Origin of the sequence: Geomonas oryzisoli (assembly GCF_018986915.1) — a bacterium.
Lineage (GTDB): Bacteria > Desulfobacterota > Desulfuromonadia > Geobacterales > Geobacteraceae > Geomonas > Geomonas oryzisoli.
The window spans coordinates 2,379,926-2,401,264 of sequence record NZ_CP076723.1 but is presented as its reverse complement, the minus strand read 5'-3'; the positions used below and the strand labels follow the sequence as shown (position 1 = coordinate 2,401,264).

Below are 21,339 nucleotides of genomic sequence, written 5' to 3'. Positions count from 1 at the left end.
ATTTTACACCCGATGAAGATGGAAACATGGAACAGAAGAAGGCCTCGCAACAGCGGCTGCTTCTGCTTCTACTGCTGCTCATCGCCCTTTTTGCCTACCTTTACTTCTTTACCGGCCTGATCAAGCCGCGCGAGGAGGCCCCCGCGCCTCCGCCGCCCGCGCCCGCTCCTGCCGTCGTGAAAAAGCCGTTGCCGCCGCGCCCGCAGGACGCAGCCTCCTCCGCACAAGCTCCTGGCTCCGCCAAAGCTGCGGCCGGCAAGCCGGCTACCGAGGTTGCGGCTGGTAAACCGGCTGGGGGTAAGCCTGCCGAGGCGAAACCTGCTGCGGGGAAACCTGCCGAGGGCAAGCCCGGCGAGGCGAAACCTGCTCCTGGCGCCAAGCCGGGCTCACCTGCCGCACCCGCAGCCAAACCTGGGGCACCCGCACAGCCTGGCAAGCCTGCAGCTGCGGCTCCAGCCGCCGCAGGCAAGGAGGCCAAGCCTGGCGCAGCGGCGAAAGAAGCCAAGCCCGCCCCCGGCAAGGAGGCCAAACCTGCCGCCAAGGAAGCCAAACCCGTTGCAGCCGGCAAGGAAGCGAAGCCTGCGGCCGCTAAGGAAGCGAAGCCGGCCGTCAAGGAGGCCAAAGAGGCGACGCCCGCTAAGCCGGTCAAGAGCGCTGCCAAGGCCAAGGCCAAAGCGGGCGCCTTTGCCCTGGAGCTCGACAGCGACGTCGCCGAAAGCGAGGTCTCCTCGGTGACGGCGAAGCTGAAGAAAGCCGGGATTGCCCCGGTCGTGACTACTAAGACCCACAAGGGCGAGCCGATGCACCGCCTGTTCCTGGCGGACTTCGCGAGCCGCGACGAGGCGGCAGAAGAGCTGGCTCGACTCAAAGGTGTCGCTCCCAATGCGTTCATGCTCAAGGAAGGGGGGCGCTACGCAGTCTACGCCGGCTCCTTCATGAGGGAAGGGAAGGCCGCCGTTGAACAGGACCGTCTCTACGACAAGGGGGTCCGACTGGTGCTCAAGAAAGCCAACATTCCGGTTACGGTTGTGAGGGTCCGTGGCGGGAGCTACGCCGATCCGACCAGTGCCGAGAAGGCGGCGGCGCACCTCAAGAAGACCGGCCTCTCCGCAAAGGTCGTCAAGGCAGGGAAATAAGGCACGTGTCGAAGGTCACCTTCAGGATTTCTGCGGCTGCGGCCCCGTATGTCGGGGCCGACAAGCCCAGGGAGAACAGGCTGCATGCTGCTGCCGGCCGGGTTTCGCTCCCGCCGGGCGAGTTGGTGCTGCTTTTGTACTACCTCTGCCATGATGCGGACCAGGAGGTGAAGCAGCAGGCGATCGCCACACTGCGCTCACTGGAGCGGCCGCTGCTCGAACAGGTCCTGGCCGACCGTGAGCTCCATCCCCAGATCCTGGACGCCCTGGTGCAACTGCACGGCAGGAAGCCGGAGATCGCGCCGCTTTTGGCCGGGCACCCGAGCCTCACCGAAAAGGCGTCGGCCTTTCTCCGGGTACAGGGAACTGCCGCCGCCGCAGCGGCGCCCGCGGCTGCGCCGCAACAGGCGCCCTCCCAGGCGGCCGTTGCCGAAGCGGAGGCCGTCGAGGCGCCGGGACCCGACGACGATGACCCCATCGACGAGGAGGAGTTCCAGTCCAAGTACCAGATGGCGCAGTCCATGGGGGTGAGCGACAAGATCAAGATGGCTATGACCGGCGACAAGGAGTGGCGCGCCATCCTGATCAAGGACAACAATAAGCTCGTATCGGGAGCTGCCATCAAGAACCCCCGCATGACGGAGGCCGAGGTCTTGGGCATCGCCAAGTCCCAGATACAAAACGACGAGATCATACGGGTCATCTGCGCCAACAAGGAATGGATCAAGAACGGCCAGATCAGGAAGGCGCTGGTTGAAAACCACAAAACGCCGCTACCAAACGCACTGCGCTTTCTCGGGACGCTGGGGGAAAAGGACCTCGCCAACCTGGCCAAAAGCAGGAACATCAATACGGTGATAGCGACACAGGCCCGTAAGATTTTGTTGAGCAAGAAGGAAAAAGCGTAACTCGGGAGGATCTACGTATGGCTCTGGTCAACCAGGCAAAACGTGAAATAAACGCGAAGATTGTTTTTTTCGGACCCGGACAGGCGGGGAAGGGGACCAGTCTCAGGCACGTCTTCAACAAGCTGAAGCCGGAATTCCGTGGTGCATTGAAGGTGATGAGCGTGCAGGGCGCGCGCATGCTGTTTTTCGATTTCACCCCGCCGGGTGACGGCAACGTCGATGGTTTCCGGGTCCGTTTTCACCTCTACACCGTCTCGGGTCCGCTGGTCGATCCGGCCGCCTGGAAGATGGTGCTGAAGGGAGCCGACGGCGTCGTCTTCGTGGCGGACTCGGCACCCCAGCGGTTGGACGACAACAAGACCGCGCTGGACCAGCTCGTTGAGTACCTGAAAGGGTACGGCCAGAGCCTGACCACCATCCCGTCCATCCTGCAGTACAACAAGAGCGACCTCGCCGACCCGGCATCCCTGGGACAATTGGAGCAGCAGCTCAATCCGTCCGGTCTCGTCAGCTTCAAGACCAGCAGCCAGACCGGCGAAGGGGTCCTGCAAGGGCTCATGGCGCTGGTGAAAAGCATTCTGACCGGATTGCGTGCCAAGGGGGCCGAAGCCATAGGCAACGGCGAAGGGCTGCAGCACATGGTGGAGAGCCCTGCACCGGTGGCGGCTCCGGCACCGCCTGTACGTGAGACACCTTCTGTCGCGCCCGTATCCGTGCAGCCGCCGCCGGCACCGGCGGCGCCTGTGGTGCCGGCGACACCACCTGAAGCAGACCTCTCGCTCGAGATAGCCGGGGACCCAGTGGCTACAGGCGACGTGGTCCGCGTGCCGCTGACCATCCGCAGCGGCTCTCGCGAGAAGACAGTGGTGCTGACCCTGTCGCTCGGGCTCTCCGAGGAGTAGCGCTTGGGCCCCGAGTTCGACATCCATCTGCTGTGCCGGTTGCTGCTCGCCTCGTTCCTGGGGGGATTGATTGGCCTGGAGCGTGAGATCCACGGTCGCCCCGCCGGCTTCCGAACCCACCTCTTGGTCTCTCTCGGTTCGTGCCTCTTCTCCATCACCTCGATCGAGATCTACCGCATCTTCGGTAACTTCACCGGCGGGCCGGTCGGAGTCGATCCCGGCCGCATCGCCGCCCAGGTGGTCACCGGCATCGGTTTTCTCGGCGCCGGCGCCATCATCAGGGAGCGCGCCTCGATCCGCGGGCTCACCACCGCCGCCTGCCTCTGGGTTGCCGCAGCCTTGGGCATCGCCTGCGGCATCGGCCTGTTCTGGCTCGCGGTTTCCGTGACGCTCGTGGCCCTGGCCAACCTCCTGCTGCTCAAGGAGGTGGAGAAGAGGCTCACTCGCGACACCTACGTGCTGGTCAAGGTGTGGGGCGAGGATCGTGCCGACTTCGTCACCCGCGTCTACCAGACCCTCAGCGGCGCCGGCATCGAAAAGGTGGACGCCAAGTTGCAGAAGGACATCGAGCACGGTGTGATATTCATCGAGTTCCAGGTCAAGCAGCCCAAGAAATCCCGCTCGGCAGACCTCATGGCCCGCCTGAGCACAATTGAGGGCGTCAAGAGGATCGGTATCGACTGATCCTCCGAGCAGCCCTCGTTTTAAGCAGGTAACAAAAGGAAAGGAGAACAGAGCATGGCGGAACTGAAAGGAAGCAAGACAGAGAAGAACCTGCAGGAAGCGTTCGCCGGCGAGTCGATGGCGCGCAACAAGTACACCTACTACGCGGCGGTGGCCAAGAAGGAAGGGTACGAGCAGATCGCGGCACTGTTCCTCGAAACGGCAGAGAACGAGAAGGAGCACGCCAAGCTGCACTTCAAGGCCCTCGCCGGGCTCGGCGACACCATTACCAACCTGAAGGCCGCTGCGGCCGGCGAGTATGCGGAGTGGGTCGACATGTACCCGCGTATGGCCAAGGAGGCCCGTGAAGAGGGCTTTACCGCCATCGCGGCCATGTTCGACGGCATCGCGGCTATCGAGAAGGCACACCAGGAGCGTTACAAGGCGCTGCTGGCGTCGATAGAAGAGGGGACCGTCTTCAAGGAAGACGCTCCCACCAGCTGGAAGTGCCGCAATTGCGGGCACATCCACGAGGGTGACGCTGCGCCGGATATCTGCCCGGTTTGTCACCACCCCAAGGCGCACTTCGAGCGCCTCGCCGAAAACTACTAACCTGCTGGGGCGGGGGAGATCCGCTTCTCCCTCGCCCCTGTTCCGCTTCATCCCCGTTGGGCCTGCCTCCACGCTGCGTGCGGTTCATCCAAGACAGCAAAATTCCTTGTATACGGCAGACTTTACGTGCTATGATGCGGCGGTTTCTCATTAGCAAAGGAGGCTTGCATGGCAATCATCACAATTTCCAGGGAGATGGGTACCGGCGCCTACGCCATTGCCAAGGAACTGGCAAAAAAGCTCAAGTACACCCTCGTTGACCGGGTAAAGATCGAGGAACTGGCCCCTGCATACGGCCTGACCCCCGAGATCCTGGAAAGGGTGGACGAGAAGCCGCCGTCCTACCGGACCGCCGAAGACCGCCTCCAAGCCGCGCATCTTGCCACCATGGAGCTCATCCTGCTGGACTGCGCCAAGAAGGGTAACGTGATCCTCTACGGAAGGGGTGCGCAGGATCTCATCAAGGTATTGACCAACGTACTGCGGGTCCGTTTCATAGCCCCCTTCGAAGACAGGGTGGAAAAATTCGCCGAGAGGGAGTGGATCGATCCGGATCTGGCCCGCGAGCTGATCAGGCGGAGCGATCACCAGTTGGGCGGCTTCATCCATTTCTACTTCGACCGTGATTGGAACGACCCGCTGGCCTACGACCTTTTGTTCAACACCAAGGCTTCCACCCCGCACGCAATGATCGAAGCCATCATCGCCGCGTCCAAGGACACCCGCCTCAAGGAAGGGGAAGAGGAGTCCATGGCGCTGCTCGAAGACCTGATCGTGGCCAAGAGGGTCGAGGCTGAGCTGCTCAAGTCGTCGCTGGCGCGCGCGCTCAAGTTCTGCATCACCTGTGAGGACGGTGTGGTAACCCTGGCCGGTCACGTGCAGAGTGAGGATGAGATCGAGGAGGCCATCACATTGGCCAAGTCGGTCGAGGGCGTGACCGACGTGGAGAGCGACCTGGACGTGCTGAGCTATAAGCCGGTGAAGGATTAAGGCTAAGACTAAGACTAAGACTAAGTCAGAAGGGGCTGGAGATGAGGTGTATTCCTCGCTCCAGCCCCTTTGTTTTGCGGATTAGGTGACGATCTTCCGCTGGTAGAAGTCCCCCTTTGCGAAGGGGGATTTAGGGGGATTTGCTTTAGATTTGGGCAAGGTAAATCCCCCCGCCGGCCCCCCTTCGCAAAGGGGGGAGTGGCAGGTAGCGGATGAGTCGCCAATCAGGTTGTCTTTTCGCTTTATCTCGCCTGCTACGCCGCTCGATTTTGCGCCCGCTTCAGCGCCTCGACGCAGCTGTAGGGGACGGCCATGCCTCCCTTGCCGGTGCCCATGTTGATACCTTCCTCGATGCCGTGGTAATCGGAACCTCCGGTCCAGATGAGCCCTTTCTTCTCGGCGCATGAGAGGAGGAAGGCGCTCTCCTGTTCGTTGCAGACGTTGTTGAACGCCTCGACGCCCGCAAGTCCCATCGCGCACAGCTCATCGATAATCCGGTTCAGCGTGTCACGTTCGTTGGTGATGGTGGTGGGATGGGCCAGAACCGCCACCCCTCCGAGTCTCTGGACCGTCGCCAGGGCCTCTTCCATCGGGAAGTAGCGTTTCGGCACGTCGCACGGCAGCAGGTAACGCACAAAGGCGTCCTGCATGTCGCGGACATACCCTTTTCCCATCAGCACCTGGGCGATGTGCGGGCGTCCAAGGGCTCCGCCCGCCAGGGCGGCGGCTTCGGCGCTCGAGATGGGTGCTCTTCCTTCGGTGGCCAGTTTTTCGTTGATCCGCCCCACGATGGCCTCGCCGCGGGCCTCCCTTCTGTCCCGGAATTCCTTGAGAATCGACTGCAACTGCGGGTCGCGGTGATCAAGCAGGTATCCGAGCAGGTGGACGTCGCGGAACGAGCCGTACGCCACCGAGAATTCCAGCGCGGGGAGCACCTCCACACCGGCGGCTGCGCCTGCCGCAAGCGCCTCGTCGATGCCGTCCACGGTGTCGTGGTCGGCGATCGCGATCGCCTTCAGTCCCAGCCCCTTTGCCATTGCCACCAGTTCGGCAGGGGTGCGCACCCCGTCGGAAAACGTCGAGTGCATATGCAGGTCTACCAGTTCTCTCATGTATCTCCCTCAAATTTAGATCTGGCCATTATAGGGGTTTCTCACGTTTGTGCAACCGCTAAGGACGCACTTAGCAGTTGCCTTGACCGGTACCATCTTGTATAAGGAAGCATTACTTTTCAAGTTAGACAGAGGTGTGTGTGGCAAAGACCAAGGGTATGGCAGGGGCGGTATTCGCACTGTCGACATTCATCATAGGGGGCATTCTCACTTTTACCGGACTGGGGCTCATAGCGTTTATGAAAAACCAGGATCTGCTTGGCTGGGGGGAGGGGCGCAGCATCGGCATTCTGCTTGTGTGTGTGGGGCTTCTCGCTTCCATCGCGGGTGTTCTGGTAATGCGCGTGGTCAACAACAGGTTATAGCATGGGGGACGACCAGATCCACCAGGCCATAGCGATCCTCACTGAGGCGGTCAAGGCCTGGGTGAGTCCCGCGGTCACCATAGTCGCCACCCAGGGGCGCGATCCGTTCAAGGTGCTGGTCTCCTGCATCCTCTCGCTGCGGACCCGCGATCTGACTACGGCCGAGGCTTCGGCACGCCTCTTCGCACTGGCGGATACCCCGGAAAAGATGGTCGGCCTGGATGTGCCGCAGATCGAGGCGGCGATTTACCCGGTCGGTTTTTACCGCGTCAAGGCGGAACAGATACTCGAGATCTCGCGGTCCCTGTGTGATCTGTACCGCGGGACGGTTCCGGACGACCTGGAGACGCTGTTGAAGTTCAAAGGGGTGGGGCGCAAGACCGCCAACCTGGTGCTCACCCTAGGTTTCGGCAAGCCCGGCATCTGCGTCGACATTCATGTGCACCGCATCTGCAACCGCTGGGGCTACGTGCACACCCGTACCCCCGAGCAGACTGAATTTGCCTTGAGAGAGAAGCTGCCGGTCGAGTACTGGATCATAATCAACGATCTTCTGGTAACTTTCGGGCAGAACCTGTGCACACCGCTTTCGCCGCATTGCTCAACCTGCCCGCTATACCAGTTCTGCGACAGGGTGGGTGTCGTTAAATCAAGATAAAACAGTGTTGCACAAAGTTGGTCTTTGAGTATAATGGGGCCTTGAGATTTTTCAGGTCAGCAATAATGCTATCCGCTGATGCGAAGCATCAGCCACTCTGGGGGGATTATGCTTAAGAAGATAGGTTTTGTCGGTCTGGGCACCGTCGGTGTTCACATGGCAGCCAACCTTGCCAAGTCGGACTACCAATTAACGGTGTTTGACCAGGACGCAAATGCGATGGCAGAACTTGCCAAACTCGGCGTCAAGGTCGGCGATTCGCCGATGGCGACCGCCAAGGGGCAGGACCTGGTCATCGTCATCGTGCCGGAGAGCAAGTACCTTGTCTTTGGTGAGAATGGCGTTCTCGAAGGGATCGACCCCGGCACCATCCTGGTGGACATGGGCACCCACTGCCTTGAAACCATCGAGCGCATGGCCGAGGAAGCGAAGCAGCGCCGCGTCATGTTCCTGGAGGCGCCGGTGTGGGGGAGCAAGGAACACGCCGCCAACGGTCTGCTCACCATTTTGGCGGGTGGCGACGAGGCCCTGCTCGGGCGTTGCCGCGAGCCGTTCTCCTACTTCGGTCTCAATATCATCCATATCGGCAAGATCGGCGATGCGACCCGCATGAAGCTGATCGTGAACCTGCTGCAGGCCGAGATGATGCAGTCCCTTTCCGAGGGTCTCGTCTTCGGTGAGAAGATGGGCTTCAAGCCGGACAAGATCCTCGAGGTGCTCGACTCCGGCGGGGTCGCCTCGCCGCTGTTCCACTCCAAGGGGCGCTCCATCGCGCGCGGCGACTTCAGCCGCAACCTGGCCCTCAAGTACGTCGACTCCCAGATGCGGCGCGTACTGGAAATGGCCGAAAAGCTTGAGCTCGACCTGCCGGCCGCCAAGACCGTTTCCGCGATTTATGACCAGGCCGTTCAGGACGGTAGGGGGGAAGAAGATTTCTCCGCCATCGTGAAGCTGCTGCGCAAGTAACTCGCTTCGACATCGTTGCCAAAAAGAGGCGCCCCAAAAGGGCGCCTCTTTTTTTGTCCTGAGGCAGAAGGGACTGGCTCCGTAGGTGCCTGTCCCTCTAGCGGAACGCTCCATTCCGCCCTCCATACTCCCCAAGCCCAAGGGGACAGGCACCTGGCGGAGCCAGTCCCCTCCTGCGGGTAAGGGCTCTAGGGGGGGGAGATGAGGCAGGCTGGCGATTCATTCGCCCCTACTGGTGGTCGTAACACCTCCTTTGATTTCAAACGACCCCTGAAAATGAAAAAAAATTGTGTGTACAAAAAACTTCCAGCTGCAGTAAAAATAGATATTCAATTTTTGGAACCAATATTTATACGTTTTTAGTAAGTGTTAATTGTTGCTTGTTGGCAAAGCTAACGATAATCACTTTTCACTGTTACGGTTATCAAGAATAAAGATAGTATTATACGAGCCGTAACATTATTACTACTACAGTAGTAATGGGAGAACTATGGGCAACACGAGAAACAAGAAGCTGCTGTTGTTAGGTCTGTCTCTGAGCTTTCTGGCCGTCGCCGGTTACGGGCTCTATTCCTGGCAGCAATCACATGCGGACCGTAGCAGGCAGATCAGCTACACCACCTTCATCCAGAAAGTTTCCGCCGGGAACATAGCCAAAGTGAGAATCGTCGGCGACGAGATCAACGCCGAAGCGAAAAACGGCGACAAGTTCAGCCTTTTTCTTCCGGCGGGCGCCTACCTGGGCGATCTGCTCATCGCCAAAAAGGTCGACTTCTCTTCCACTCCGCCTTCCGGCGGTCCCAATTGGTTCCAAATCGGGTTTCTTGTCGCCATAGCGATCTTCCTCTTCGCCGTCCTCAGGCGCTTTACCGGTATCGGCCGAAGCCGCGCCCGTCTGGTGGACTACTCGGAATCGACCACCCGTTTCAACGACGTGGCCGGTGCCGAAGAGGCCAAGGCGGAACTGCTGGATACGGTCGAGTTTCTGAAGGACCCCGAGAAATTCTCCACGCTGGGAGGTAAGATGCCCACCGGCGTCCTCCTCGTCGGGCCTCCGGGCACCGGCAAAACCCTCATCGCCAGGGCGGTCGCGGGCGAAGCCGATGTTCCTTTCTTCTCCATCTCCGGGTCCGAATTCGTCGAGATGTACGTCGGCGTGGGTGCCTCCCGGGTCAGGGATCTCTTCGCCCAGGCCAAGAAGGCTGCTCCCTGCATCGTCTTCATCGACGAGATCGACGCGGTGGGACGCAAACGTGATGCTGCTGCGGGTGGCGGCGCAAGCGATGAGCGCGACCAGACCCTGAACCAGTTGCTGGTCGAAATGGACGGCTTCGAGATCAACTCCGGTATTGTTGTTCTCGCGGCCACCAACCGTCCCGAGATTCTCGATGCCGCGCTGCTCCGCTCCGGGCGCTTCGACCGCCAGGTGACCGTAGGCTCCCCGGATATTCGGGGTCGCGAAGCGATCCTCAAGGTCCACGCGAAGAACGTCCCGCTGCACGAGAAGGTCGACCTCATGGTGATTGCCCGTGGCACTCCCGGCTTCTCCGGTGCCGACCTCGCCAACGTGGTCAACGAGGCTGCCATCCTCGCGGCGCGCTCCAACAAGGGTGCCGTCGAGATGATAGACTTCGATCTCGCCAAGGACAAGGTGCTGATGGGGGCCGAGAAGAAGTCGATGGTCCTCTCGGAAAAACTCAAGCTCTCGACGGCATACCACGAGTCCGGGCACGTGCTGGTGGCAAAGCTGATCCCGGGATGCGATCCGGTGCATAAGGTCACCATCATCCCGAGAGGGAGGGCGATGGGGGTAACGGTCCAGATTCCCGAGGACGACATCTACTGCTACACCAAGGAGATGTTGGTGGGGCACCTCAAGGTGCTCATGGGTGGGCGCGCTGCCGAGGAAATCATCTACAGCACGACGACCACCGGGGCTGGTAACGACTTGGCGCGCGCCACGGATACTGCGCGCAAGATGGTCACCGAGTGGGGCATGTCGCGTGCCTTCGGTCCGGTTGCTTTCGGCCACCAGGAGAATACGGACGCAGGCGGAAAGTCGCAGAAAGGTTTCAGCGACGTCACCGCCCTTGAGATAGACAACGAGATCCGCTCCATCGTCACCGGCTGTTACTCCGACGTGGTGGCCCTGCTGAAGGAGAACATGGATGCCCTGGAGAGGCTGACGCGGGAGCTCGTCGCCAAGGAGACCCTCGACTCCGCCGAGATCGACGCCATTCTCGGATTGCCTGTGTCCGGTGAGGGTGCAGGTATGCAGGCCGCCGTCGCCGCATAGTCTCATTCCTCTGAAATACACCAACGTCGAAAGGCCCCTCTGCCAAGCGGTAGAGGGGCCTTTCCATTTGCAGAACGGCGGGATCTTTCAGCTTGCTGGACTCTGCAATCGCTCTGCAGTAGTCCCTCACAACCGGGTGAGGTCTCCCCGGTGCGGAAATAGCTTCCCGCGTGCGGAAGAGGTCTCTCCCCGCGCTGAAGAGGTCTTCCCCCGCGCGGAAACGGTTTCCCGCGCGCGAAAGGGGTCTCTCCCCGCGCGGAAGGGGTCTCTTCCCGTGCGGAAGGGGTCTCTCCCCGTGCGGAAGGGGTCTTCCCCCGTGCGGAAGGGGTCTTCCCCCGTGCGGAAGGGGTCTTCCCCCGTGTGGAAGAGGTCTCTCCCCGCGCGGAAGGGGTCTCTCCCCGTGCGGAAGGGGTCTCTCCCCGTGCGGAAGGGGTCTCTCCCCGTGCGGAAGGGGTCTTCCCCCGTGCGGAAGGGGTCTTCCCCCGTGTGGAAGAGGTCTCGCACCGCGCGCGAAGGGTCTTCCCCCGTGTGCGAAGGGGCTTACACCAAGCGCGAAGGTTGTTGCGACAATCGCGAGAGACCTGAAGAGGTTTCGTTACGCTTGCGACGCAGAGTTGTGCTCTTTCGCGTCGTGCAATGATAACTTAACTTGCGGACCTAATAAGTAAAATGCTATGTAATAACCGGGCTGCGGCCCCCATCAACAGTTAGGAGTGCCTGATGACCAACAACGATGTTTTCCGTAGGCTGCGCTACGCCCTCAACCTCAACACACAGGCCGTTGTCGAGGCCTTCCGGCTTTCGGACATGAAGATGGGGCAGGCGGACATCACCAGCTTGGTCAAGAAGGAAGAGGAAGACGGATTTCGCGAGTGCAGCGACGAGGTGCTGCAGGCTTTCCTCGATGGCCTCATCGCCCTGAAGCGCGGCAAGCGGGAAGGGGAGGGTGACAAGGCCACACCGCCACCTGCACAGCTCTGCAACAACGACATACTCAAGAAGATCCGGATCGCCCTGTCTTTTAAAGAGGAGGAGATGCTGGCGATCTTTAAACTGGCGAAGTTTCCGGTTTCCAAGTCCGAGTTAAGCGCGGTGTTCCGTGCCAAGGGCCAGGACAATTTCAAGCCTTGCGGAGACCAGATGCTGCGGAATTTTCTCAAGGGATTGACCATGAAATACCGGGAAGGTGCACAGGACTAAAGGCTGAAGGGAGGTTCGCTTGGACCATCATGAAGTCGAAGTGGCCGCTGCCGCGGCCGAAGCTGTCCAACCGGTAGACCCGGCCGAGATTGCCCGTGGCCTGGCGGTCGTGCGTAAGCGCCGCTGGTGTCTTTGGACCGTTCTCATCGTTTACCTCCCGACCATGTACGTGACCCAAAAAATTACCCATTCCTTCAACGGCTCGATGCCGGTCTTTTTCATCTGGTTCGCCGTGCTGCTCGGCGTGATGTTCTATTCAGCCACCGCTCGTTGCCCGCGCTGCCGCAACTACTACCACATGCATGGCATGATGCTGCTTTACCTGCGTAAATGTCTGCACTGCCAGCTTCCCATCAGCGGCGATAAGTCGGATAAGTACTAGGGCCTACTCCCTTCTTTTCCCTGTGCAGTTTCGTCGTACGCCCTCTTTGCCCTCTCCACCACTGTCAACTCCGCTTCCAGGGCGTACAAGAGGTTGTCCCCGTCCACCTCGCTCCTGCGCATGAAGATTTCCATGTCCCTCACCCCTTGCTCGGTCAACTCCCGGGACAGATACTCCTCGATGGTCCGAATGTCGAACTCGAAAGATCGGTAGGCCCGTTGCACCTGTTGCCCCTGCACGTCTATCGGCTCAAAGGCGTCTCCCAATTCCATGCGTGGCATCCTGGACGTCTTGGACAGCCGGGGATAGCGGCACTGTCCCGCCGATTGTTCCGCCTCCACCAGGTAGGCGTTTCCCTGGTAGTGCATCCCGTTGGCGTGCTGCACCAGCTTACTGCCCGCGCCGGACATGGTGTTTACCTCGTCCCTGAAGGCGCGGTAGGCCCTTGGCAGGTCGATTTGGTCCGCAAACCTGACGTCATCCAACGCTTTGCGCGTCTCCTGGGTTTTTTGCCGGGCGTACCGCAGGTCGTCCTGCACCGTCTGCAGCGAGGCGCTTTTCCCGTCGCGCCCTCCGGCCCACCACGAGCTGCATGCCGCCGTTGAGGCCCCCATTAAGGCTACTGCCAGCCAACCCAGAATAGGACGATAGTTTCGTTGTCTCATGACAGGCTCCTGTTATGCTTTACGGCTGATTAATGATACTTAATGTATATAAGGTGTCAACGCCACCAGCAACGCAGCGCAGCGTATCGCCGGCTGCGGCGAAAGAACGTTTTTGATACAATGACGTAATCCGCTATCAGCTAATGAGACTGGAGCCGTTGAATCGACAGCGTGGAGGAGATCATGAAAAGGTATCTTTTAGCTTTGATGATGACGCTGGTGGCACAAGGTGCCAGTGCCGGCGTGGTAGGGCAGAACGTCGATTACCGCCAGGGTGACACGGTCCTCGAGGGATACGTGGCTTATGATGATTCGATCAAGGGAACCCGGCCAGGTATCCTCGTGATTCACGAATGGACCGGCGTGACCGCATACGAGAAGATGCGCGTAGAGCAACTTGCGAAATTAGGGTATGTCGCCTTTGCCGCTGATATTTACGGCAAAGGTGTGCGTCCGACAGGACCGGAGCAGGCAGCCAAGGAAGCAGGAAAGTACCGGGGCAATGACCGGAGCCTGCTCCGTGCGCGCGGTGCTGCAGGATTGGCGAGGCTCGCCAGTTATCCGCAGGTGGACCCGAAGCGGCTGGCGGTGATGGGGTATTGCTTCGGCGGGACGGCGGCGCTGGAACTGGCCAGAAGTGGTGCCGACGTCCTGGGCACGGTCAGCTTCCATGGCGGGCTCAGCACCCCCAACCCCGCCGATGCAAGGAACATACGGGGGAAGGTGCTTGCGCTGCACGGTGCGGATGACCCGTACGTGAAGGCGGATGAAGTGGCCGCCTTCCAGAAAGAAATGCGGGACGCCAAGGTGGACTGGCAGATGAATTTCTACGGCAACGCCGTGCACAGCTTCACCAATCCAAAGTCCGGCAATGACAACAGCAAAGGTGCCGCCTATAACGAAAAGGCCGACCGGCGCTCCTTCGAGGCCATGAAGCTCTTCTTTAACGAGATCTTCGCAACGCATTGAAACTTGGTGATCATCACCGGGGGCGCCTCCGCGTCTGGTTCGCCGCACGCTGTAGGGGCAAATAATCATTTGCCCAGCCGCCGGTGCCCCACTACCGCTTCGGGTGAGCACTTATTCTGTGCGACAGGGGGCGAATGATTATTCGCCCCTTGGTTAGAGGGCGTGCAGATAGCTGGTTCAGGAACCGTGGTCGGGGTACTTCGAGCTCCGGCACAAGTTGCCGGGTTAGAGAGCTTGACTTGTCCCCGCGGGCGGCGTTATACCTGTGCAATTCCTTTTCCCGGAGCATCCATGCCCGTTCGCTTCATCCACACCTCCGACGTTCATCTCGGCAAGACCTACCGCACCTCCGGCTGCGACGCCCAGCGCTACCAGGACTTCTTCACGACCTTCGCCGCCATCGTTGCCGACGCCGTGCGCGAAGAGGTCGACTTCGTCCTGATCGGCGGAGACCTGTTCCACACCGGTCAGATCCTCCCCAAGACCTTTGCGAAGACCATCGAGATCCTGCAGCCCCTGAAGGATGCGGGCATCCCCTGTCTCGCCGTGGAAGGAAACCACGACTGGATCCACCGCCGCGACAGCGTCTCCTGGATGGAAGCGCTCTCCCAGTTGGGCTATATCTCCCTGCTGCGCCCCTCCAGGAGTGCCGACGGCGGCTACCTCTTCGAACCCTTTGATGCCGAGCAGGGGACCGGCGGGCACATCGAGGTAAGCGGCGTCAACATCTACGGTCTCGGTTACATCGGATCCCAGGCCGGTAACCACGTCCCGCGCATCTGCGAGGCCATCGCCACCAAACGAAACATCCTGCTCTTTCACGTCGGGGTCTGGACCTATTCGCCGGTCGAAATCGGCAACATCAAGCCCGAGGAAGCCCAGCCCCTGGCGGCATGTTTCGACTACGTTGCCCTCGGCCACGGCCATAAGCCCTATATCGTCAACGACGCCAACGGCCGCCCCTACGCCTTCAACCCCGGTTCGCCCGATTGCGTCAACTTCGGGGAAGAGCGCTACGACAAAGGGTATTACGTCGTGACCTTGGCGCCCGACGGAGCGGTCGCCCATGAGTTCCGGCGCACCTCGCCGCGTCCCATGCTGGTCGTCACCGCCAACCTGGACGGCGCGGGCAACGCCACCGACGCCTTGGAGCTGTTCAAAAGCCAGATGGCGGAGAAGCTTGCCGGTTCCGGAGATGAGCGGGCCCCGCTTGTCGAGGTACGCCTTGCTGGCAAGGTCTGCTTCCACCCCTTCGAGTTGAGCCGCGACCGCCTGCGCGCGTCGCTGTGCGAGGTCTGCGAGCCGTTGCACCTGGAAATCAAGAATCACCTCTCGCTGGTCGCCGGCGGAAGCGGCGAGGAGAAGGTCAAGAAGAGTCTTGCCGAGATCGAACGTGACGTGTTGGGTGAGCTGATCGGCGCCAACAGCCACTACCAGGGGCGCGTGGACGAACTGACGCGTCTGAGCCTGGCGCTGCGGGACCTGGTGCTGAAGGGGGACGTGGAGGGCGAGGAGTTGCTGAGCCTGCTTTCCTCCGGAGGTGATCAGTGCGCATAGTCTCGGTCCAGCTCAAGAACATCAAGTCGCACCGCGACAAGGAACTCGTCTTCTCACCCGGGATCAACGTCCTCTCCGGCGCCAACGGTTCCGGCAAGAGCACCATCTTCGAAGCCATCGGCTACGCCCTGTTCGGCGTCGACGCCAAGGACTTTGTCTCCAACGCGGAACGCTTCCTCACCATCGGCACCAAGCGCGGCGAAATCGGCGTGGTGTTCGAACCAGAACCGGGAGAGCTGTACCGGGTTACCCGTACCGTGGGAACCGCGGGCAAGTGGCTGCTGGCCAAGGAGGTCGGCGGCGCGTTCGAGGTCGAGGAGCACGCCAACATGGAGGAGACCGAGGTGCGCATCGCGCAGCTGCTCGGCCTCTCCGCAGCTCGGCCGTTGTCGGAGCAGTTCAAGCTGGTGATCGGCCCCTTCCAGAATGACTTCCTGGGCCCCTTTGTCATCAAACAGCCCGCCAAGCGTCAGGACGCGTTCGACGAGATTCTCGGCATCGACGCCTGGCGCAAGACCCAAGATAGAACGAAGGTTTTGACCAGCACCATTAAGGCAAAACTCGACGTGCTGCAGGCCGAGGTGGATTCCAGATCGGAGCAGGTTGCCGTCCTTCCCGCCAAGGAAGTGGAACTGGCCGCCTTGCGGCAACAGGGCGATACCAAGCAGACAGAGCTGGCGACCAAGACGATAGAGCTTGAGCACGCAACGACCCTGCTCAATGCGCTGGAGTCGAAGAAGGAGGCGATCCAATCGGTCCAGCAGGAGGTGCAGGGGCTGCAGGAGCGTGTCGAATCAGGTAGGAACTACGTCTCCACCCAGCAGCTCCTGGTCGAACAATCGCGGCAGGCGGCGGCCGTGGTCGCGGCGTCGACGGCGGGAAAGCAGGGATACGACGCCGCTGAGGCAAGGCTTAAGGAACTGCGCGATCAACAGTTGCAGAAGCACCAACTGGAAAAGAAGCTTGCCGACCTGGAACGGGAACAGGGGAGCGTTCAGGCCATGCTGGATGCTGAGAGCCGCGAACTCGGGCTTGCCAGGTCGTCAATGGACGAGGAGCGCAAACGCCTGGAGAACGACCGGGAGGCGCTGGCAGCGGCCCTGGCGGCGCAGAAACAGCTGGAGACCGTGGCGGCCCAAGGGCTGGCTGCGGCAGAGCAGAGCCGGGTCCTTTTCCGGAAGCTCCCCATGCACAACATGGAGACCACGCTGCCGTACCTCCACGTCGCCCTCAGCCGGATCGAAGAGATCGACCGACAGATCCGCGAGCGGGAGAGTGTCTTGGCCGGCTCCGGGCCGCTCAAGGCGGAGGCGGAGCAGTTAGCGGCGCGTCAGGCTCGGCTGGAGCAGATCCAGGCGCAGCGGTCGGAACTTGCCGGGCGCAGGCATTCCCTGGTGGAGGGGCGCGACAAGATCGGGGCAGGTGCCTGCCCCTTCTTCCAGGAGCCGTGTCAGAATCTGCAAGGTGTTGATCCGGCTGGTATCTTCGACGCCCGCATCAACGCACTGGATGCTGAAATGGCCGGACTTGATCTCGAAGCGGCTGAGCTGGCGTCCCAAGTGACTGCCGCTCAGCAAGCCGCTCGTGAGCTGGCCGGGATGGAGCAGGTGGCCTTGGAGCTGGCCAAGGCAGGGGGGGAGCGGACTAAACAGGAAGAAGAGTTCAGCCGCAACTACGCCCAGATCGCCGTACCCGCACTTCGCGCACCACTTGAGGGTTGGCTGGCAACTGCCGGCATTGGCGAGGTTTCTCTCGCCGAGTTGCCGTGTGCGGAACTCGACCTCGCGGCGGCCCCACAGAAGCGTCGGGACGCACTGGCCCATGCGACCGATGCCTGGCAGGGCGTCATCACCAGGCTGGAAACGGCACTGGAAGAACGGGTGAAACAAGCGGCCGAGCCGGTTCAGGAATCAGCGCGCAAGCTTGCCGAGCTCTCCGCGCGAGGGGAGTCGCTGGCACAAAAAGAGCGCGAGCTCGCCGGGGCACAGGAAAACGCCGCCCGGCGTGAACAGTCTGTGGCACGGCACAAAGCGCGTCTGGACACCTTGCTGACGGAGGTCGGTGCCCGAAAAGCCGAGGTCGCCATCTTCGCCGACGTGGAGCGGAGCGTGAAGGACGCCGAGGGCGAACTAGCCCGCTTCCAGCCCGCGCGCGATAGCTACATAGCGAACCAGAAGTCGGCGGAAGAGCTGGGTAAGCACCAGGAGACGCTGGAGAAGTACCAACGCGGCCTGCAGGGGATCATCTCGACACTGGCGACGAAGCAGGATGAACTGGCCAGGCTTGTGGGCGATTACCGTCCTGAGCAGCACGAAGCAGCGAAGAACGACCGCGAGCAGCTGGTGATGGCGGCGACACGGCTGAAAGCCGAGATTGGTGCCATTGCCGAAGGGGTATCGCGGCTGGAGGGGGAAACGGCCGCACTGCGGGTCGTCGCCGCCGAGATCGAGCAGAAGCTGGCCGCCATCGAGAAGCTGAAGGAACAGGCCGACCTGGTCAAGTTTCTGCGCAACCAGGTGTTCAAGAACGTCTCGGCCCAGCTTTCCGAGCGTTTCCGGGAGGAGATCAGCTTCCGGGCCGACCGGATCTATCGCAGCATCTGCGAGTCCGATGAAGAACTTCTTTGGGGCGACAACTACCAGATCGTCTTGAAGGACATCGTCGACGGAACCATCAGGGAGCGCAGCGACGATCAGCTCTCCGGCGGCCAGATGATGAGTGCCGTGGTGGCGCTGCGACTGGCTCTTTTGCAGACCATCGGAGCCCGCATCGCCTTCTTCGACGAGCCCACCTCGAACCTCGATGCCGAGCGTCGCGAGAACCTGGCCAAGGCCTTCCGCGCCATCGATGTCGGCCAGGAAGAAGTCACCGAACACTGGTACGACCAGCTCTTCCTGGTGAGCCACGACGTCAGCTTCACCGAGATTACCGACCAGACAATACAACTCGACTAGCCATCTCCCCCTCCCTTGACGGGACTGCGTGCCGAAGCACTTCGTCCCGCGAAGGCGGGAGGGGGCAGGAGGGTGAACTGGCCACTGGCGAGAATTCTGCCCTTGGCACCTTACCCCACCCCCTAACCCCCTCCCGCAAGGGGAGGGGGGACAAGGAATTTTGTTCATGAATGACAAGCATCGTGGAGCCTGGTACATCGTCGCCTCGGCGGCGGGATTCGCCACGCTCGGCATCCTCATAAAAAGCGCCTTCGCCGGCGGCGCCAACATCAGCACCGTCCTGTCGGGTCGCTTCCTCCTGGCCGCAATCTTTCTTTTCGCCATCCTCCGCGCTCGCGGCGTCAACTGCCGGTTGGAGCGCAAGACCGCCTTCCAGCTCATCCTGATGGGGGCCGTCGGCTACGACGGCATGTCCGGGCTCTACGCCAACGCCATCCACTATCTGCCCGCATCGCTCACCAGCATGCTGCTCTATGCCTATCCCGCTTTGGTCACGGTCCTGGCGCTGATCATAGGCGAAGAGCGGTTCAATGCTCCAAAGGGGATAGCGCTGGTGGTTTGCTCGGTCGGGCTGGTGTCGTTGTTGGGCGCGTCGTTCGAAGGGGCGCGGCTGGCAGGGGTACTCTCGGGTCTGGGGGCAGCGGTGATCTACAGCTGTTACATCATCATCGGCAACCGTATCCTCAAGAACATCGATCCGATGGTGACCTCGCTCTGGGTTTGCGGTGCCGCCGGGCTTGCCTCCCTTTGCTATGGCCTGATAAGGGGCGAATTGGTGCTCGACATCACCCCCGCAGGGTGGCTTTCCATCGTCGGGATCGCCATCTTCCCGACCATTTTCGGTGTCATGGGATTCTTCGCCGGTCTGCGTCTGATTGGCGCCACCAACGCCTCCATCATCAGCATGCTGGAGCCGCTGATCACCGTGCTCCTCTCCGCGCTTCTGCTCGGCGAGCGTATCACTCCGCTGCAGGGGTTCGGCGGTGCCGTGCTTTTGTTCGGCGGTCTCATTCTCCAGCTGTGGGGGCATGAGGCGAGGCATGAGACCGTGACCGAGGTATAAAGGGGGACTGGCTCCGCCAGGTGCCTGTCCCCTTGGTGTTTGGAAAGGTGGCTGAGCTGAAAGAAGCGATCCGCTAAAGGGACAGGCACCTTGCGGAGCCAGTCCCTTCCGCCGCGCTATGCCTCCTCTCAATCGCCTGCTATCGTTGACTTTCCGGCACCGATCTGCTAGAGACTGTAGGCTGTTCTTTACGGGAAAGGAACCAAATGGAGTTGTACCTTCAACGAATTGTCATAACTTTGGTTCCTGCTCTTTGGGCAATTACTTGTCATGAAGTGGCACATGGCTTCGTTGCCGATAGGTTAGGAGACAAGACGGCAAGATCTTTGGGACGCTTAACACTCAACCCTCTTAAACACCTGGATATCATCGGAACATTGGCGATTTACTTCATCGGTATCGGTTGGGCCAAGCCCGTTCCAGTGGTTTCTGGCAACCTCAGACGACCGAAAACAGATATGGTTTGGGTCGCTGCTGCAGGGCCTCTTGCTAATTTCAGTCTTGCAATACTTTCGGCCATTGCCTTGCGACTTTTCGCCGGGATCGCAGATAATGCTGCGGAGGATTCGACGTTGTTTGCTTTTGTTGCTCCCTTGGCAACCATGTGTGGGTTCTCCATATTTATCAATCTGGTACTTGGGTTTTTTAATCTTTTACCTGTACCCCCGCTTGACGGTGGGCGAGTGGCTGTCGGCTTCCTCCCGCTGAAGCTTTCGTCGGTTCTTGCTAGAGTAGAGCCGGTGGGATTCATTGTGGTCCTTGCTTTGGTTTTTCTGACTCAATTTTACGGGAAGGTGCTTTTACCCGCCGTTATCTATGTTGTTGAGGTACTGGCAGGAGACAGCAGCAGGTGGGCTTACCCGATCGTCGAAAGGTTTCTGACTAAGGGATTCTTCGGCTATTGATTATTGCAAATCTTTTACACAATTCATTAAGGAGTTCGATTCTATGAGCAACAACCGTATCGTTAGCGGCATGAGACCGACCGGAAAGCTGCACCTGGGGCACTACCACGGGGTTCTGTCCAACTGGATGGATCTGCAGCGCAACTTCGAGTGTTTCTTCTTCGCCGCCGACTGGCACTCCTTGACCACCGAGTATGCCAGCACGGACGGTATCCAGGACAGCATCAACGAGATGGTGCTCGACTGGCTCGCTTTCGGAATCGATCCTGAGCAGAGCGTGATCTTCAAGCAGAGCCGGGTGCCGCAGCACGCTGAGCTGAACCTGATCCTCTCCATGATCACGCCGGTCTCCTGGCTGGAGCGCAACCCGACCTACAAGGAGATGCAGGAGAACCTGACCACCAAGGACCTCTCCACCTTCGGCTTTCTCGGTTACCCGGTGCTGATGGCCTCCGACATCATCGTGTACAAGGCTGCCCGCGTGCCGGTAGGGCAGGACCAGATCCCGCACCTGGAGATCACCCGCGAGATCGCCCGCCGCTTCAACTACCTTTACGGCGAGGTGTTCCCGGAGCCGGCGGCACTCTTGACCGAAACACCTAAGGTGCTGGGCATCGACGGCCGCAAGATGAGCAAGAGCTACGGCAACGCCATCTTCCTCTCCGATGACGCCGAGGAGACCAGGAAGAAGGTCATGTCCATGGTCACCGACACGCTGCGCCCCTTCAAGCGCGATCCGGGCGAGCCCGACCGCTGCGTTGCCTTCACCCTGCATTCCCTCTATGTCGACGCCGACAAGCGCGCCGAGATCGTCGAGGGGTGCCGCGGTGCCCAGCTTGGCTGTGTCGACTGCAAGAAGATCCTGGCCCAGGCCATGGTCGACACCCTGGCGCCGTTCCGCGAGAAGCGCGTGGAGCTGGCCGAGAAGCCGGGCCTGGTGGAAGAGGTGCTTGCGGAAGGAAGCCGCAAGGCAGAAGTCGTCGCCAAACAGACCATGGATGACGCCCGCGCCGCGCTTAAGGTCTAGAAGACGTTC

At 60.6% G+C, this 21,339-nt stretch carries 20 protein-coding genes; 18 read left to right on the top strand and 2 right to left on the bottom strand.

Going from position 1 to position 21,339, the window contains the following annotated elements; genetic code table 11:
- The first annotated feature begins 26 nt into the window (after positions 1-26).
- The 6 genes from KP004_RS10540 (at position 27) to KP004_RS10515 (ending at position 5,211) form a co-directional block, all read left to right on the top strand.
- The gene (locus tag KP004_RS10540; RefSeq protein WP_239027024.1) at positions 27-1,136 is read left to right on the top strand and encodes an SPOR domain-containing protein; all 1,110 of its coding nucleotides are present in this window, start codon (positions 27-29) and stop codon (positions 1,134-1,136) included.
- A 5-nt stretch (positions 1,137-1,141) separates the two neighbouring features.
- Complete coding sequence (locus KP004_RS10535) at positions 1,142-2,044, top strand: hypothetical protein (protein ID WP_216802279.1); 903 nt, start codon at positions 1,142-1,144, stop codon at positions 2,042-2,044.
- A 17-nt stretch (positions 2,045-2,061) separates the two neighbouring features.
- Entirely contained in the window at positions 2,062-2,946 is an 885-nt protein-coding gene (locus tag KP004_RS10530; protein WP_216802277.1) for a GTP-binding protein, read from the top strand.
- Positions 2,947-2,949: 3 nt separating this feature from the next.
- Complete coding sequence (locus tag KP004_RS10525; protein ID WP_216802276.1) at positions 2,950-3,630, top strand: MgtC/SapB family protein; 681 nt, start codon at positions 2,950-2,952, stop codon at positions 3,628-3,630.
- A gap of 54 nt (positions 3,631-3,684) precedes the next feature.
- Positions 3,685-4,221 (top strand): rubrerythrin, encoded by a 537-nt coding sequence (gene rbr / locus KP004_RS10520; RefSeq protein WP_216802274.1) that lies wholly within the window; start codon positions 3,685-3,687, stop codon positions 4,219-4,221.
- A gap of 168 nt (positions 4,222-4,389) precedes the next feature.
- A complete protein-coding gene (locus KP004_RS10515) occupies positions 4,390-5,211 on the top strand; it encodes a cytidylate kinase family protein (protein WP_216802272.1) in 822 nt (273 codons plus the stop codon).
- Positions 5,212-5,465: 254 nt separating this feature from the next.
- Here KP004_RS10515 and KP004_RS10510 read toward each other — a convergent pair whose 3' ends face one another.
- Complete coding sequence (locus tag KP004_RS10510) at positions 5,466-6,323, bottom strand: PHP domain-containing protein (protein WP_216802270.1); 858 nt, start codon at positions 6,321-6,323, stop codon at positions 5,466-5,468.
- 140 nt (positions 6,324-6,463) lie between these two features.
- Here KP004_RS10510 and KP004_RS10505 point away from each other — a divergent pair, with 140 nt between their 5' ends.
- The 6 genes from KP004_RS10505 (at position 6,464) to KP004_RS10480 (ending at position 12,190) form a co-directional block, all read left to right on the top strand.
- Complete coding sequence (locus KP004_RS10505; protein WP_216802268.1) at positions 6,464-6,688, top strand: hypothetical protein; 225 nt, start codon at positions 6,464-6,466, stop codon at positions 6,686-6,688.
- 1 nt (position 6,689) lies between these two features.
- Positions 6,690-7,346 (top strand): endonuclease III domain-containing protein, encoded by a 657-nt coding sequence (locus tag KP004_RS10500; protein ID WP_216802266.1) that lies wholly within the window; start codon positions 6,690-6,692, stop codon positions 7,344-7,346.
- Between the two features lie 108 nt (positions 7,347-7,454).
- A complete protein-coding gene (locus tag KP004_RS10495) occupies positions 7,455-8,312 on the top strand; it encodes an NAD(P)-dependent oxidoreductase (protein WP_216802264.1) in 858 nt (285 codons plus the stop codon).
- Positions 8,313-8,802: 490 nt separating this feature from the next.
- A complete protein-coding gene (gene ftsH / locus KP004_RS10490; protein WP_216802262.1) occupies positions 8,803-10,608 on the top strand; it encodes an ATP-dependent zinc metalloprotease FtsH in 1,806 nt (601 codons plus the stop codon).
- A 720-nt stretch (positions 10,609-11,328) separates the two neighbouring features.
- A complete protein-coding gene (locus tag KP004_RS10485; protein WP_216802260.1) occupies positions 11,329-11,808 on the top strand; it encodes a YehS family protein in 480 nt (159 codons plus the stop codon).
- A 19-nt stretch (positions 11,809-11,827) separates the two neighbouring features.
- A complete protein-coding gene (locus tag KP004_RS10480) occupies positions 11,828-12,190 on the top strand; it encodes a hypothetical protein (RefSeq protein WP_216802259.1) in 363 nt (120 codons plus the stop codon).
- Here KP004_RS10480 and KP004_RS10475 read toward each other — a convergent pair.
- Positions 12,187-12,804, bottom strand: coding sequence for a hypothetical protein (locus KP004_RS10475; protein ID WP_216802258.1), 618 nt, complete (start codon positions 12,802-12,804; stop codon positions 12,187-12,189). The two genes, KP004_RS10480 and KP004_RS10475, sit on opposite strands and share 4 nt — an antisense overlap.
- A gap of 234 nt (positions 12,805-13,038) precedes the next feature.
- Here KP004_RS10475 and KP004_RS10470 point away from each other — a divergent pair, with 234 nt between their 5' ends.
- From KP004_RS10470 to trpS, 6 genes are all read left to right on the top strand, one after another.
- On the top strand, positions 13,039-13,824 hold the full coding sequence (locus KP004_RS10470; protein ID WP_216802257.1) for a dienelactone hydrolase family protein: 786 nt from the start codon (positions 13,039-13,041) through the stop codon (positions 13,822-13,824).
- A 291-nt stretch (positions 13,825-14,115) separates the two neighbouring features.
- Complete coding sequence (locus tag KP004_RS10465) at positions 14,116-15,381, top strand: metallophosphoesterase family protein (RefSeq protein ID WP_216802256.1); 1,266 nt, start codon at positions 14,116-14,118, stop codon at positions 15,379-15,381.
- Complete coding sequence (locus tag KP004_RS10460; RefSeq protein ID WP_216802254.1) at positions 15,372-18,335, top strand: AAA family ATPase; 2,964 nt, start codon at positions 15,372-15,374, stop codon at positions 18,333-18,335. The genes KP004_RS10465 and KP004_RS10460 overlap by 10 nt, the downstream gene beginning before the upstream one ends.
- Positions 18,336-18,501: 166 nt before the next feature.
- The gene (locus KP004_RS10455) at positions 18,502-19,398 is read left to right on the top strand and encodes a DMT family transporter (protein WP_216802253.1); all 897 of its coding nucleotides are present in this window, start codon (positions 18,502-18,504) and stop codon (positions 19,396-19,398) included.
- A gap of 206 nt (positions 19,399-19,604) precedes the next feature.
- A complete protein-coding gene (locus KP004_RS10450; RefSeq protein WP_216802251.1) occupies positions 19,605-20,303 on the top strand; it encodes a site-2 protease family protein in 699 nt (232 codons plus the stop codon).
- A 43-nt stretch (positions 20,304-20,346) separates the two neighbouring features.
- A complete protein-coding gene (gene trpS / locus KP004_RS10445) occupies positions 20,347-21,330 on the top strand; it encodes a tryptophan--tRNA ligase (protein ID WP_216802250.1) in 984 nt (327 codons plus the stop codon).
- Positions 21,331-21,339 lie beyond the last annotated feature (9 nt).

Coding starts and splice junctions, on each gene's coding strand:
- KP004_RS10540 (WP_239027024.1), top strand. CDS start 27: ATGGAACAGAAGAAGGCCTCGCAACAGCGGCTGCTTCTGCTTCTACTG.
- KP004_RS10530 (WP_216802277.1), top strand. CDS start 2,062: ATGGCTCTGGTCAACCAGGCAAAACGTGAAATAAACGCGAAGATTGTT.
- rbr (WP_216802274.1), top strand. CDS start 3,685: ATGGCGGAACTGAAAGGAAGCAAGACAGAGAAGAACCTGCAGGAAGCG.
- KP004_RS10515 (WP_216802272.1), top strand. CDS start 4,390: ATGGCAATCATCACAATTTCCAGGGAGATGGGTACCGGCGCCTACGCC.
- KP004_RS10510 (WP_216802270.1), bottom strand. CDS start 6,323: ATGAGAGAACTGGTAGACCTGCATATGCACTCGACGTTTTCCGACGGG.
- KP004_RS10500 (WP_216802266.1), top strand. CDS start 6,690: ATGGGGGACGACCAGATCCACCAGGCCATAGCGATCCTCACTGAGGCG.
- KP004_RS10495 (WP_216802264.1), top strand. CDS start 7,455: ATGCTTAAGAAGATAGGTTTTGTCGGTCTGGGCACCGTCGGTGTTCAC.
- ftsH (WP_216802262.1), top strand. CDS start 8,803: ATGGGCAACACGAGAAACAAGAAGCTGCTGTTGTTAGGTCTGTCTCTG.
- KP004_RS10485 (WP_216802260.1), top strand. CDS start 11,329: ATGACCAACAACGATGTTTTCCGTAGGCTGCGCTACGCCCTCAACCTC.
- KP004_RS10475 (WP_216802258.1), bottom strand. CDS start 12,804: ATGGGGGCCTCAACGGCGGCATGCAGCTCGTGGTGGGCCGGAGGGCGC.
- KP004_RS10470 (WP_216802257.1), top strand. CDS start 13,039: ATGAAAAGGTATCTTTTAGCTTTGATGATGACGCTGGTGGCACAAGGT.
- KP004_RS10465 (WP_216802256.1), top strand. CDS start 14,116: ATGCCCGTTCGCTTCATCCACACCTCCGACGTTCATCTCGGCAAGACC.
- KP004_RS10455 (WP_216802253.1), top strand. CDS start 18,502: ATGAATGACAAGCATCGTGGAGCCTGGTACATCGTCGCCTCGGCGGCG.
- KP004_RS10450 (WP_216802251.1), top strand. CDS start 19,605: ATGGAGTTGTACCTTCAACGAATTGTCATAACTTTGGTTCCTGCTCTT.
- trpS (WP_216802250.1), top strand. CDS start 20,347: ATGAGCAACAACCGTATCGTTAGCGGCATGAGACCGACCGGAAAGCTG.